The organism is Bradyrhizobium sp. JYMT SZCCT0428 (assembly GCF_018131075.1).
Taxonomy (GTDB): Bacteria; Pseudomonadota; Alphaproteobacteria; order Rhizobiales; family Xanthobacteraceae; genus Bradyrhizobium.
On the sequence record NZ_JAFCLS010000010.1, the window covers coordinates 120,272 to 133,453 of the forward strand.

The 13,182-nt window shown below is 62.2% G+C and carries 14 protein-coding genes; 7 read left to right on the top strand and 7 right to left on the bottom strand.

Features of this window, described 5'->3' with window-relative positions:
* Positions 1 to 53 precede the first annotated feature (53 nt).
* The 3 genes from JQ575_RS12715 (at position 54) to JQ575_RS12725 (ending at position 1,718) form a co-directional block, all read left to right on the top strand.
* A complete protein-coding gene (locus JQ575_RS12715) occupies positions 54 to 1,070 on the top strand; it encodes a DUF6925 family protein (protein WP_212033527.1) in 1,017 nt (338 codons plus the stop codon).
* 115 nt (positions 1,071 to 1,185) lie between these two features.
* A complete protein-coding gene (locus tag JQ575_RS12720; protein ID WP_249128059.1) occupies positions 1,186 to 1,434 on the top strand; it encodes a transcriptional regulator in 249 nt (82 codons plus the stop codon).
* Positions 1,431 to 1,718: a hypothetical protein gene (locus tag JQ575_RS12725; protein ID WP_249166615.1), complete on the top strand. Its 288-nt coding sequence runs from the start codon at positions 1,431 to 1,433 to the stop codon at positions 1,716 to 1,718. Before JQ575_RS12720 ends, JQ575_RS12725 begins: the two co-directional genes overlap by 4 nt.
* Positions 1,719 to 1,797: 79 nt before the next feature.
* Here JQ575_RS12725 and JQ575_RS12730 read toward each other — a convergent pair whose 3' ends face one another.
* A complete protein-coding gene (locus tag JQ575_RS12730; RefSeq protein WP_192735553.1) occupies positions 1,798 to 2,037 on the bottom strand; it encodes a hypothetical protein in 240 nt (79 codons plus the stop codon).
* 159 nt (positions 2,038 to 2,196) lie between these two features.
* On the opposite strand from JQ575_RS12730, the gene JQ575_RS12735 reads away from it, so the two are divergent.
* A complete protein-coding gene (locus tag JQ575_RS12735) occupies positions 2,197 to 2,352 on the top strand; it encodes a hypothetical protein (protein ID WP_212033528.1) in 156 nt (51 codons plus the stop codon).
* Positions 2,353 to 2,484: 132 nt separating this feature from the next.
* Here the strand turns inward: JQ575_RS12735 and JQ575_RS12740 are convergent, their stop codons facing one another.
* On the bottom strand, positions 2,485 to 3,732 hold the full coding sequence (locus tag JQ575_RS12740) for a hypothetical protein (RefSeq protein ID WP_212033529.1): 1,248 nt from the start codon (positions 3,730 to 3,732) through the stop codon (positions 2,485 to 2,487).
* Between the two features lie 190 nt (positions 3,733 to 3,922).
* Here JQ575_RS12740 and JQ575_RS12745 point away from each other — a divergent pair, with 190 nt between their 5' ends.
* Both JQ575_RS12745 and JQ575_RS12750 read left to right on the top strand, forming a co-directional pair.
* The gene (locus tag JQ575_RS12745) at positions 3,923 to 5,161 is read left to right on the top strand and encodes an MFS transporter (protein WP_212033530.1); all 1,239 of its coding nucleotides are present in this window, start codon (positions 3,923 to 3,925) and stop codon (positions 5,159 to 5,161) included.
* A 79-nt stretch (positions 5,162 to 5,240) separates the two neighbouring features.
* A complete protein-coding gene (locus JQ575_RS12750; RefSeq protein ID WP_212033531.1) occupies positions 5,241 to 6,983 on the top strand; it encodes an amidohydrolase family protein in 1,743 nt (580 codons plus the stop codon).
* A gap of 67 nt (positions 6,984 to 7,050) precedes the next feature.
* Here JQ575_RS12750 and JQ575_RS12755 read toward each other — a convergent pair whose 3' ends face one another.
* Entirely contained in the window at positions 7,051 to 7,242 is a 192-nt protein-coding gene (locus tag JQ575_RS12755) for a hypothetical protein (RefSeq protein ID WP_212033532.1), read from the bottom strand.
* A 173-nt stretch (positions 7,243 to 7,415) separates the two neighbouring features.
* Entirely contained in the window at positions 7,416 to 8,708 is a 1,293-nt protein-coding gene (locus tag JQ575_RS12760) for an enoyl-acyl carrier protein reductase FabMG (RefSeq protein WP_212033533.1), read from the bottom strand.
* A gap of 178 nt (positions 8,709 to 8,886) precedes the next feature.
* On the opposite strand from JQ575_RS12760, the gene JQ575_RS12765 reads away from it, so the two are divergent.
* A complete protein-coding gene (locus JQ575_RS12765) occupies positions 8,887 to 9,459 on the top strand; it encodes an outer membrane protein (protein WP_212033534.1) in 573 nt (190 codons plus the stop codon).
* 34 nt (positions 9,460 to 9,493) lie between these two features.
* Here JQ575_RS12765 and JQ575_RS12770 read toward each other — a convergent pair whose 3' ends face one another.
* The 3 genes from JQ575_RS12770 to JQ575_RS12780 all read right to left on the bottom strand — a co-directional run bounded on the left by JQ575_RS12770 (position 9,494) and on the right by JQ575_RS12780 (position 13,014).
* Positions 9,494 to 10,510 (bottom strand): N-acetylmuramoyl-L-alanine amidase, encoded by a 1,017-nt coding sequence (locus tag JQ575_RS12770; RefSeq protein WP_249166616.1) that lies wholly within the window; start codon positions 10,508 to 10,510, stop codon positions 9,494 to 9,496.
* A 112-nt stretch (positions 10,511 to 10,622) separates the two neighbouring features.
* Entirely contained in the window at positions 10,623 to 11,738 is a 1,116-nt protein-coding gene (locus tag JQ575_RS12775) for a hypothetical protein (RefSeq protein ID WP_212033535.1), read from the bottom strand.
* Between the two features lie 4 nt (positions 11,739 to 11,742).
* Positions 11,743 to 13,014 carry an MFS transporter gene (locus JQ575_RS12780; protein ID WP_212033536.1) on the bottom strand — a complete coding sequence of 424 codons (1,272 nt, stop codon included), beginning with the start codon at positions 13,012 to 13,014 and terminating at the stop codon, positions 11,743 to 11,745.
* Positions 13,015 to 13,182: the final 168 nt, after the last annotated feature.

Consider the following 13,182-nt stretch of genomic DNA (forward strand, 5'->3'; position numbering starts at 1 on the left):
TGACCTGACAAGCCAGTATTCTCTTTGGCCCCGAGTTAAGGGAATGCTGGTTGATGCCTGATGTTTCCGCCGTCGCGGCGACCGATCTGTTGCAGCGGGAAATCGCTGATCCCGACACGCAATGGAGTCTCGGCACGTTCGGCGCCATCGCCGAATTCGCCCGCGACCGCGACGAGCCGGTGCGGCTGACGCAATCGGTCGAGGCCGTTGCAGCCGTGACGCCGCGCGGCGGCATTGCATTGAACCACAACGGCAACAGCCGGCCGTTCGCCTCCGAGAGCATCAGCAAATCAGGCTGGAGCCATCGGATCGCGCTGTGCCTGCCGTCAGGCGATTGCGCGATGAACCGCCGTAACGCACTGACGGAAGTCGGCGCCGATCGCGAGGCGCTGCGGCCGGAGGACCGTGAAGCCATCCTGTTCGATCTCGGCCTCGGTGCGCTGCAGGCGGATTTCTGCGTGCGCATCGCTGACCCCTATCTCGCCGCGCGGCTGCGCCAACTCTGCGGCCGCGCCATCTTCGAACACGACAATCCCGCGATGGAGATGATGCTTGGCGCGAACCCGCATCGCGTCTTCATCAGCCGGCTCGGCCGCATCGAGGTCTATCAGCCGATCCCGCCGCCCTCGGGCAAGAGCCCGGAAGGGCCGCACACGCATGTGCTGCCAAGACTGCTGAAAAGCGGCCGAACCCATGCAGCCACCGAGCCGGTTCCCGAAGGCTGGATCCCCTGCGCGCACATCTATCCGCCGCATCCGTTGCGTGACGGAATGGGCGAAGCGCGGCCGTTCGACCGGGCACATCACCAGCGTTTTCAACGGATCCTGGCGGCGTGCGGCGATCCCGAAACGCTGGCGATCAAGCGGCGGGTCGTCGCTGCGGTGCTGGCGGGGGAGCCGCCGGTGACGATCGCCGGCGACCGTCACGGCCGCGCCGGCATCCGCATTGCGCTTCGCCAGGTGAAAGCCGAAGGACAGGCGTCAACGACATTGGCGGCCTGGCTGGCCACTTTCGACCAGAGTGGTCCTGAAGACGGCGATGATCCCGCCGCTCTTCACCATGAGGGCTGAATCAACGAGATAACGGGGCGTTTTCGAGCCAAATTCGCGCCCCCAGCGGCGCAATCCATGGTATTACGGCCGAAACACCGCCCGACGGCATGCGTCGCGGTTCCAGAGGTATATGATGAACGACGAACCGAAGAGTCCGGCCGAAATGAAAGAGATTCGGCTGCACCGCAAGCGTACCCAGGAGGTCGAGGGCATCAAGGCGATGGCCGAGATCGCGGCCTCCGACATTGCGATTCGCAAGCGGACTGAAAAGCTGCGCGCGCTGCGGCTCGCCAAGGAAGCTGAGGATCTTGCCAATCCGCCCGAGCCGAAGGCCAAGCCCAAGGCGAAAGCCAAAGTGGCGAAGAAGGCTGACGTAAAATGAGCAAAGATGATCGCGACCGCGCCCAGGCGCGTCTGGATAAAACCACCCGCGCAGCCCAGGATGCGCGGTCCGGCAAGGCCGACCGCGATGCGGCCTCGAGGGCCATGCTCGACAATATGGCGAAGCTGAAGGCGTTGCGGCTTGCCCGTGAGGCCGCCGCGCCTCCGGCTCCCGTCAAGGCAAAGAAGGCCGCTGCCAAATCGAAACAGCCGGGCGAGAAGCGCCCGACCCCGGCGTTGGGCGATTGGCTGGCGAGTCAGCAAAGCGGCGGACGACGGACTTAAGATCGAAGACCATGAGCTGAGCTCTTTGAGCTCAGCTTTGAAGTTCAGTCTTGAAGTGTCGAAGTCAAGTCTTGCGCCGTTAAGCCGGCGGCCAATGGATCATCGAGCGCGTCTTGGTCTCGGCGTCGTAGACCTGCACTTGCAGCATCTGGAATTTGTTCTTCAGCGCTGTGCCCGCCTCTTCGGCGGCTTCGACCGTGTCGTGGTGCGATTTGAAGTGACCGTCGACCACCAGCGAATATCCTGACGTCGGCGCCTTGTCGGCGCGAATGACTTTGCGCGGCTGCTGTTCTTCGGTTTCGATGCGAGGCTTCTTCATTCTGACTCCGTTTGATTGCCCCGTTTGAAGCCCTATCGGCAAAAAGGGCAAGGAAAATTCGTGTTGCTGGCGGTAGTATATTGCGCAAAGTCGGTCGGATTGCGGTGAATGCGTACCTTCCACCGGATAAAGCCGGCTGCGCCGGCGAAAAGGAGCGATATGGGTGGAAACGGGAAGAAGAACGAGCCTGCCAGGCAGGACAACGACAAGCCCGTGAAGCCGAAAGGCCCGCCTGTCGAGGACGACGATTACGAGGATGGCGACATCGCCACGCCCAAACGTGATCGCCACGGCAATGACGACGAGCCGTTGTGATTATTGTCGTCCCGGCGAAGGCCGGGACCCATAACCACCGATGTCTGTTGCCGAAAGAATCTCTACCCACCTGCCGCATCACGACGGCTGCGGCGTATGGGTCCCGGCCTTCGCCGGGACGACGCGGTAAACCTAGCCAAACTCTCCGCTCTCAATCTTCCGGATACTCCCGAGATCAAGCAGATGCGCGCCAAAACCGCCGCGCGCCAGTTTGATCGCTGACGACGGCGAGGCCAGCAGAAATGCTGCGGTCATCGCCAGCGGCACGGCGCTGAACCAGTCCAGCCGCACCGGCGTCAGTTCTTCGCGACTGCCGGCGTAAGGTCCGGTGGCGGTGAACACCCGGCCGCATTCCCGGATAATATCGCCGCGCGTGCCGCCGCGCGATGCGCAGCCGAGCAGCGCCTGCATCGCCAGATGCGTGAGCACGCCCTCGCGGCTTTCCGGCAGCGGCTCCGGCGTCTCGCCTTGCGAGACACGCAGCAATAGCCCAACGAGATCGATGCCGGCGCGATAGGCGTTGACCGGTTCGACCAGCCGCGGGTTGCAATCGATCAGGAGCGGCGCCGTGCCATCGTCGGGCATGATAAAATCGACCGACAACGCACCGTGCCAGCCGAGATGCCCGCCGATGGTCTCGAGATAGGCGCGCACCATCGGCCGGCCCACGCTTTGCTTGATTGCCTCGCCGCCACCGACGCCGAGGGCGACTTGCCGATAGGCATGAAAGCCGACCAGCCGTCCCCGGCAAAACACCGACTGCGCCTTCTCGGTGGTGCCCGTGATGAGCTCCTGCGCCAGCACCTCATCGGCGAACGCATCGTCGGCGCCGAGATCACGCAAAGCTATTTCGAGATCATCCGTATTGCGCACGAACCAGATGCCGCGGCTTGCGGTGCCGATCGAGGTCTTGACCACGGCTGGAAAACCGATGGCGTCGCGCAGCGCGCGTGCAGATTTCACGATCCGCGTCGGCGGCTGCGGCAGCTTCCATTGATCGAGCAGCCGGCTGAATCCAGCCTTGCTGTGCGCGGTGCGATAGCTCTCGAATGAAGGCAACGCGACACCGGTACGGCCCTCTAGTCGCGCGCGCATCCGCGCAAACAGAAAACCCTGCTCGTGCGTCGGCAGCAGCACATCGAAACGTTCGCGCGCCAGCAATTGTTCGACAAACGCCAGAAATCCGGCGGGGTCCGTGCGCAGGCCCGGGCAGCGGTGAAATTTGCGGACGAAGCGTGAGAACCGCGCCAGGCAATGGGCGGAGGGATCGCAAACCTCGACATGATGGCCCGACAGGCCCAGTATCGTGATGGCCTCGCGGGCTGAGGTACTGGAACCTTCTGACACCAGCACCCGGAGCGGCTTCCCCGGATCGATCATGCCGGATCATTGCCGCGCCCGCCGACTTTGTCCCTGAACTAATTGACGCATTTGGCCCCTTCGTACCCTGCGCCGGGGCAGCCATGCAGCGGTATTCATGGACAAATAACCGCTAACCACTATTTTCGCCGGGCATTTTCAAAAGCCAGCCTTTGCCGGGCCGTAGATCGAGACGGGGTTTGACGCTGATATGGTCGATGTTCTGACCGCACCGCAGCACGTGAAAGCGGACAGTTCTCTGCGCACGCTGGCGGGAATTTCGGTGGCCCATTGGGTCAGCCATTTCCATATCTTCGTGCTGCCGATGCTGTTTCCTTATCTGAAGGCACAGCTCGGCGTCGGCTATATCGAGCTCGGCTTCGCCCTGACCGTGTTCGGATTGGTGTCCGGCCTGACCCAGGCGCCGATCGGCTATCTCGCCGACCATATCGGCGCGCGCAAGGTGCTGCTGATCGGCCTTTGTGTCGGCGGTCTCGCGCTGATCATGCTCGGCATGAATCTGAGCTACACGTCGCTGATCGTCTGCGCCGCGCTGCTTGGTCTCGCCAACAGCGTCTATCATCCCTGCGACTACGCCATCCTCTCGGCGCATATGGATGTAAGGCGGATGGGTCGCGCGTTTTCGATCCACACGTTTGCGGGCTTCCTCGGCGGCGCGGTGGCGCCTGCGATCATGGCAGCACTGGTGGCGTGGCTTGGCGGCCTCGGCGCGCTGATCGTGGCCGGCGCGGTCGGACCTGTGGTGGCGCTGCTGTTGATCGTGGTCGGCATTCCCGATGCGAGCTCGGCCGACCGCAAAGTGGATGGCGCGACACCCCACAGGCAAAGCGTCATCACGTCGGCGATCATCATGCTGACGTTCTTCTTCATGCTGCTGGGTCTCTCCAACGCCGGCATCAGCAATTTCGGCGTGGTCGCACTGATGAGCGGCTATGGCGTGACCTTCTCCGCCGCCAATATCGCGCTGACGGCGTTTCTCGGCGCCAGCGCGGCGGGCGTGCTGGCCGGCGGCTATCTTGCCGACCGCACCACGCGCCACGGACAGGTCGCCGCCGCCTGCTTTGGAATCAACGCCATCATCATGCTGGTGATCGCGACGACCACCCTGCCCTCGGTGGTGCTGACCGCGGCAATGGGAATCGCCGGGTTCCTCGGCGGCGTGATCGCGCCCTCGCGCGACATGCTGGTGCGCAACGCCGCCCCTCCAGGTGCGGCCGGCCGCGCTTTCGGCATCGTGTCCACCGGATTCAACTTCAGCGGCATTTTGAGCCCGCTATTGTTCGGCTGGATCATGGACCAGAACCTGCCGCATTGGGTGTTCGGCGCCTCCGTCGCCTTCATGGTTTTGACGGTGCTGCTGGCGCTCATCACCGACCGCAAGCCGAAGACGCGGTCCGAGGGCCCGGTCACAAGCGTGATGCATTCCTGAACCTCAATCCCGGCGGTTGACTGCATCAGGGTATTACCGATGATGCAGTCAACAAAACTTCAACCCGGGATGAATCGCCATGACCAGTTCCCCTGATCTCGTGATCCGCGGCGGCAACATTGCCGATGGCAAGGGCGGCGACCTCTATGAAGCCGATATCGCCATCTCGGGCGGCCGCATCACCGAGGTCGGCAAGGTTTCGGGGAAAGGCAAGGAAGAGATCGACGCCAGGGGCAAACTGGTCACACCCGGCTTCGTCGACGTCCACACCCATTATGACGGCCAGGTCACCTGGAGCCAGGAGATTACGCCGTCGTCGCAGAACGGCGTAACTACAGCGATCATGGGCAATTGCGGCGTCGGCTTCGCGCCGTGCCGGCCGAGCGACCATGTCCGCCTGATTCAGCTGATGGAAGGCGTCGAGGATATTCCGGAGCCGGTGTTGAGCGCCGGCATTCCCTGGGCCTGGGAAAGCTTCCCGGATTACATGGAATGGCTGTCGAAACGCAGCTTCGACATGGATGTCGGCGCGCAACTGCCGCACGCGGCCTTGCGCGTCTATGTGATGGGCGACCGCGGCGCGCGCCGCGATCCCTCCACGCCCGAGGACAACAAGGCAATGGCGGCGCTCGCCGCGGATGCCGTGCGCGCGGGCGCACTCGGCTTCTCGACCTCGCGCACGCTCAATCACCGCACCTCGACCGGCGACTACACGCCGACCTTGAAGGCCGGCGAGGACGAGTTGACCGCGATTGCCGCCGCGATGCACGGCCAGGGCCGCAGCGTGCTGCAGTTCGTGCTCGACCTATCCACCATCAACGAAGATCTCCCGATGATGCTGCGGGTGGCCGAGAACACCAAAATTCCGGTGACGTTCTCGATCACGCAGAACGACAAAGAGCCGCAGCGCTGGCGCAAGACGCTCGACATGATCAGCGCAGCATCTGCGCGCGGCCTCGACATCACCGCGCAGATCCCTGCCCGTCCGGTCGGATTGATGCTCGGACTCGAATTGTCGCGCAACCCGTTCCAGACTCATCCGAGCTACAAGGCGATCGCCCACCTGCCGCTGGAGGAACGCCTGAAGCGCCTGCATCAGCCCGAGATGCGCAAGGCGATCCTGAGCGAGCATGCGACCGCGACCGACGATCCGCTATTCTTCCGCCCGAACTACGACAAGATGTACCTGCTCGGCAATCCGCCGGATTACGAACAGCCGCCGGAAAACACGCTGGGCGCGCAGGCTCGCCGCCAGGGCCGGCAGCCGGAAGAACTTGCCTACGACGCGATGCTCACCGACGACGGCCGTGGCATGCTCTATGTGCCGTTCCTCAATTATTCTGACGGCAATCTCGATGCGACCCGCGAGATGCTGCGTGATCCGCATTCGGTGCCGGGCCTTTCCGACGGCGGCGCGCATTGCGGCATCATCTGCGACGCCAGCTTCCCGACCTATCTGCTGACGCACTGGACCCGTGACCGCACCCGCGGCGAAAAGCTCTCGATCCCGTTCGTGGTCGCGGCGCAGTCGCGCAAGACCGCGCTCTCGGTCGGCCTCTACGATCGCGGCGTGATCGCACCTGGCTTCAAGGCCGATGTCAACGTGATCGACTACGACAAACTGCATCTGCATCCGCCAAAGGTGCATTACGATCTGCCGGTCGGCGGCCGCCGGCTGATGCAGCAGGTCGACGGCTATGACGCCACCATCGTATCCGGCGTGGTGACGCAGCGCGGCGGCAAGGCCACCGGCGCACGCCCCGGCAAACTGGTGCGCGGCGCGCAGGGATCGCAACCGAAGTTTGGTGCAGCGGCGGGCTAGGGCGGGATTGGCTTAGCCGCAATCGACGTCAAGCGCGTGACCGCGCTTCGATGCCATCCGTCGCAGATCAGCCGCCACCAAACTTGGACGGATCATTGTAGGCCGGGGTCTGGTCCATGAGCACGGGTGGAAAGCGCGGGTCTACCGGCTGGACGGGACGGACAATGACATGTCGCGGCTTGGCGTGATGCACCTTCTTTGCGGCGCTGGCGGAAGCACTAAAGGCGATCAAAAGGCCCAGGGCCAAAATAAAACGCATCGCAAATTTCCTTTAATCACCCCCCGCTTCCCATGTGTGGCCCCTACCGCACTGCCGCAATCTGTGACGGCTTCAAAATCGCTCAAATCGGGGTGATCGCAAGGCGCAGGTGCACGCCCGGGCAACCGGCGCGCGGGGGCGCAAGGGTGTCACGACCGAATTTTGGACCAGCGTCAGGCCTTGGTCGCAGCCTGGGTGACAAATTGATGGCCGACCCACCATACCGGTTGGCGGGGATTCAATGCCTCATGCAGCATGGCGTATCCGCAGGCCTTGAACACGATTTCACTCAGCGCCGCCGTGAGAAGCTTGCGGCCATCCTTGTGCATGTCGATGATTGCTTTCGAGGTGGCGTGCATCAATTCCATCTGCTCGGGGCCATTGTGCTGCGGCCATTGTTCGAACTTGGTCCAGCGCTGAATAATGTCTGAGCAGAAATAATTGTCGGTGAGCTCGATCAGCGCCTCAAGGCTGTGTTCGGGTTTCAGCAGGTCGGCACACTCGGCCAGAAGCTTCCTGGTGACCGGATGATCGGGCGCCTCTTTCTTGAAGGCGGTGAGCAACGGATAGAGCGCCACTTCAACACCCAGAAAGATCGAGCTTGAATTGGTCAGGATCTCCGGCGCATTGAAGACACTCGCTTTCACGCCCTGCTCGGTCGCGCGCCGCGCGATATTTTCGAGTTCGATTTTCGCAAAACCCTGCAGGTAAGGCGAATAGCTCTGCCAATGATACTCGCCGGCAATCAGTATCTCGGTGCCATGATAGCCGTAGGCCACGTAGGAAACCTGACCGCCGTTCCTGGCGACGCTGTCGCGTAGCCCGGCACCCAGTTCGATCAGATCCGAAAGACTATTCGCACTCACATCCATAAAGCTCATTTCGCAGAGCCGGCCGAGGTCGCCTTCCCAAAAATCCTTGGAAGAGGTCGCGGTCCCTTTGAAGACCCGGTTCATCACGGGCATCATGATCTTCGCGCGCGGAACGCCGCCGGCCATGGTGTGAGCGATCAGGACCTTGGCGCCATCGGGAATTTGCTTTTGCAATTCGACCAGATATTGCGTCACGCGCGTGCGAAAATTTTCGCGGCCGGCCTTGCGCGACTCTTCCACCTGCGCAAGATCAACCGTGGCCTTGTCCCACTCGCTGAGCTTTAAGCCCTTGAGCTGGTCGCATGGACTGAGACCCTTGCTCGATTTTGCCAGATCAAATCCGCATTCCAAGGGAACGTTGACCAGCGGCTGGTCTTTCTCCGCCAACTCCTCCGCCGTCAGGGGGCGTAGCTGCTCATTCTCATCGCGGCGTCCGACCGTGCCATAGATGACAGTCATCCCGGCCTTCTTGGCTTCATCGATCAGGCCGTTGACGTAACCTCGGGCAAAGACCTCGCCGAAAATGACCAGAACGTCGTTTTTGCCGTAGCCTGAAACGGGGTTGACCTGACGAAGCGGCTCGAACTTTTGCACGCGGATATCCTTGGCTGGAGAGGGTCTTCGAATACTAACAAACTGACCGCTACCAAGTACATCGGTTCCATCCTGAACCCAAGTATGAACCCAAGCATCGATACGCTATCGATAGGCGCCGTGCTGGCTTTCCCCATACCCGGAGGGTATAATTTGAGGGAATTTGGCGATGGTACGGATGTCGATCTTTGCAGGCAGATTAGGTCTCGCACTCGTCCTGGCGGCGCTCTGTCTGGGCGGGCGGACGGCCCACGCCCAGGCCGCCCCTGTGCCCTATTGGAGCCCGAGTTGGCCCCTCGGCTTTGGCGGGACCCTGCCCTCCGACCAGGACTCCCCGACGCGCTACAATTTCCAGAACGGCATGTTTATCAGCGGCACCAGCATTCCTGCGGGAATGAACTGGAACGGCATCAACCAGGCTGGAGCGTTCGGCAATTTCGGCTCGCTCCGTTACGAGGGCGTGCAGACCGGCTACAATTTCGGAAGCGCGGGCGGGTTACCCGTTTCGCTCTATGCCGGCTTCGAAACCTTGAAGTACGATGGCGGCGTCGGCGGCCCGTTTGCGGCATTCGACAAGAAGTCCGGCACGCTGCCGGGCTATCGCGCGAATGCCGGCATTGAATTCCAGCCGGCGCCGAATCTCAGCCTGTCACTCGGCTTCGGCTACACCCAGCGCTCCGGAAGCGTCCCCGTCGACAGCGAAATCAATTCGCTGCCCGGCGCTTCGATTATCCCCAGCGCTCCCCGCTGAACGCAGGGCTTCCGGCCAACTCCGGTCGCCGCCATCAGAGCGGACCGAGGATGCCCCATCGACGATCGCAATATTCCTTGATGGCCGCCACGACACCGCTGCTGATGATGTCCCGGCGTTCGGCTGAGTCCATCTGGAGCTCTTCGTCCCGGTTGATGATCGAGCCCGCCTCCAGCAGCACGGCAGCCATCCTGGTCTTTTTCAGCACGATGAGCTTGTCATAGCTGTAGACACCGGTTTCCTTGTTCAGCAGCGGATGCTGGTAGCGGCCCATGATGGGCTGCGAATATTGCTCGGCATATTTCAGGCCCTGGGCCTTCATTTCCTTCGCCAGCAATTCGGCGATCGAGAGGCTCGCCTTGTATTCCGGGTTATTGCTGGAGACGAACACCGAATAGCCGCTGAAGCGGTCGCTGAAACGGCTTTTCCTGCCGCCGAACTCCCAGTCCTCGAGAAATTTCTTGGGCACGGAGTCATGGTGGATCGACAGGAACAGATTGGCGGGCAGATTGTTCGCCGCGGCGACGCGCTTGACCAGGCTGGCCCTCGCCTTGCCTTCGGTCAGCAGCAACTTCGTCTCGGTGAAGCCTTCGGCCTTCAGTTTCTCCTCGATCCGCTGCGTCAGCCGCAAATTGTAGACGAACTCGGAAACGTTGCGGGCGCTGATCGCGCCTTCCGACTGGGCGGTATGCCCCACATCCAGAACGATCCGGAACTTTGACGGTTCGCAGGTGGTTGCAACCGTCTTCGAAACCGACGGCTTGGCCGCCGCCCTCGGGGCAACAGCCTTCGCCGTGCGGCGGTTCGGAGCGGCCGCGGGCTTCGCCACCCTGGCTGGCTTTGACGAAGCGGCCGGCTTTGGCACAGCGGTGCGCTTTGGCGATGGACTCTGCTTTGCCTGCTTCGACGTGCCCTTGAAGACATCAGACAGCCAGCCGGCGTGACTGGCCTCGACCGACAGAAGCAGCAAGGCGACCATCGCGGCGACAATGGTGCGGCGGGGCCAACCGCCAAAGCCTGACTGGTCGAATGTTTTCCTTACCGACGGCAATCCCCACTCTCCCCCAGAGTGACCTTCTATGCGCGCTTCACGACCGCATTGGACAGCATCGGCCCGTAGTATGAACCATGAGTTACCGGTTGCAAGGTTCCACCGGCCGGCTTCAAACCTTTTGCCCCGCCTTGATCTCCTTGAACCTGGCAAGCGCCTGTTCGAATTTGGCATTGAACAGCCACATCGCATCGAGGATTTCGCGCATGGTTGCAGACGTCCGCGCCCTGTCGGCCTGTCCAAAGGTGAAAACGCTGTTGTTCCGCAAGAATCCCATGATCCTGGGATCGGAAATCCGGTAGTTGAGTAAATTGCCTGACTTGAGCGCGGATTTGGTCGGCGCGGGAATAATCTGAATCAGCTCGAACAGCTTCATCTGGTCGATCGGGTCCGGCAGCGTCCTCACGATCGACGGCACCTGCGGGAACACTTCCGCATGCGCGTTCATCAGGGCATCCCGCACCGAGGTCCAGTGGTTGAACCGGTGATCCATATTGCCGGCCCGCGCCTCCTCCTTGTCGTCGCGCTGGATCAGCGCAGGATCGAACGCCGCGATCGACGGCTTGATCGCCGCCCACTTCCTGCGGCCGTTCAGATCTTCGGATGTGCCGGTTTGCAGGCTGCCCTTGTACTTGTTCGAGCGCGCATTGCCGATGGTTTGATTGCCATTGGTCTCGGCAAAGAACAGCCCGAGGCTGATCCGGCCTGCCGCCTCGGCATTGACAGCATCGAGGCCTTTGGCGCGCGCGATCGCTGTTCCCAGATCGACGACGTCCTTGAACGGGGTATCCGATTTTTGCGCGCTGGCGGGCGGCGCCTGCATCACATCGAAAAGCTTCCGGTACTCGTCGAGCAGCGGCTCGGTAGCCACGTTGAAATAGGCCGGCGGGATTTCGTATTTGTTGGGCCCACCGATCCTGGACGGCATCGCGTCGGTGAGATCCTTGTAGGCGCTCAGCATCTTGTTGCGCGCCAGATAGAGCGCCTGTCCAGGCAGGTTCGGCAGCGGTTGCTTCGCATTGATCTGCGCGCGCCGCTGCCCCAGGATCAACTCGAAGTTCCTTACCGCCTCATTGTACGCATTGAGCGCTTCCGATTGCGTCTTCGTGAGTGCACCCTGCGCCATCGCGGGGCCTGTGAAACCGATAGCCATCGGCAGCGCAAACAACAGCGCGAGCGCAAGCGCCGCCACGGACGCGCCGATGCAATAAAGCTTGTAGCGGGCCATTGGCTCACGCGAACTTCGGTTGTGCGGCCTGAGCCAGCAGCCGCGCACGCTCGCTATTGGGCCACAGCAGCAGCAAACCCAGCAACCCCGACGACACCATAACGACCGCGTTGATGGTGAAGCCGGTCAGATAGCCGTCGAGCGGCGTTGCCGCGTGCTTGATGACGCTTCCCATCACGAGGGGAGCGACAATGCCCGCCAGCGTGTAGATTGCGCCATAGATCGCAATCACGGCGCCACGCTGCTGCACAGGCGTGAACTCGCCGAGCATCGGCGGACAGACGACATAGATCGAGCCGCACAAACCGGAGCCGACCACAAGCAGCGCGATCATCGTTCCGCCCGGCGCGGAATAGGGCATCATCGCGAGAATCAGGCCGCCGATGATCAGCGGCACCGAGCCGAGCACGCCGCGCGCGCCGCGGGTGGTAAAGCCCCGCGTCAGCATCACTTGCGAGATCCAGCCCGTGAGCAGCACGATCACCGCGCCGAACACCCAGGGCAGCACCGAAATCCAACCCGCATCCTGTTGCGAAAAGCCGAGCCCCTGCACGATGAAGGGCGTGAACCAGGTGAGACCGAGCGACAGCGCCCAGTAGGCACCGAAGGTCGCGGCGCAGCAGCCGATGAAGGTCCGCGAGGTCAGGAGCTGAAAATAGGGAACGCGCGGATCGGCGGCGGCCATCGCGACCGTCTGCACCAGCGGGCCTTCCTTGCCCATGATCAGCCACGCCACCACCCACATCAGGCCGACGACGCCGAGCGCGCCGAACGCATAATGCCAGCTGTGATTGACGATGATCCAGTTCAGCGCCGGCACCGCGAGAATCACGCCGAAGGCCGAGCCCTGCGACAGGATCGCGGTCGGCAGCGTGCGCTTCTCGTCCGGAAACCATTTGTAGACCGCATGCACGGCGACCGAGAACGCCGGGCCTTCGCCGGCGCCGAGAATGATGCGGCAGATCAGCAGCGTCGTGAAGCTGACGGTGCCGACCATCGGGAACTGCGCCACCGACCAGACCACCGCCATCGCGAGCAGAACCCAGCGGGTCGGTACGCTATTGACGATGAAACCGACGACGATCGCCGAGATCGAAAACAGCAGGAAGAACGAGGAGCCGAGCGTGCCGAACTGCTCCGCATCGAGCTTCAGCTCGGTCATGATCGGCACGCCGGCCAGGCCGACCACGATCTTGTCGGCAAAATTGACCAGCATGAACAGAAACAGCAGAAATGTGATTGTCCAGGCACCTTTGGGCGTCACATGTTCAGTCATGGCTGCTACCCCAAGTTTATCCTTGCCGATTCAGTGACTTCGGCATTCGATGCTAGCCATGGCCTCCCCGGCAACGCAACTGCGCATTTTGACCGGAGGGTGCCCTGTAACTCCGCACGGCCGGATGCGCACCGTTACAACCGAATCACGATCCCGTCGTCTCTGATA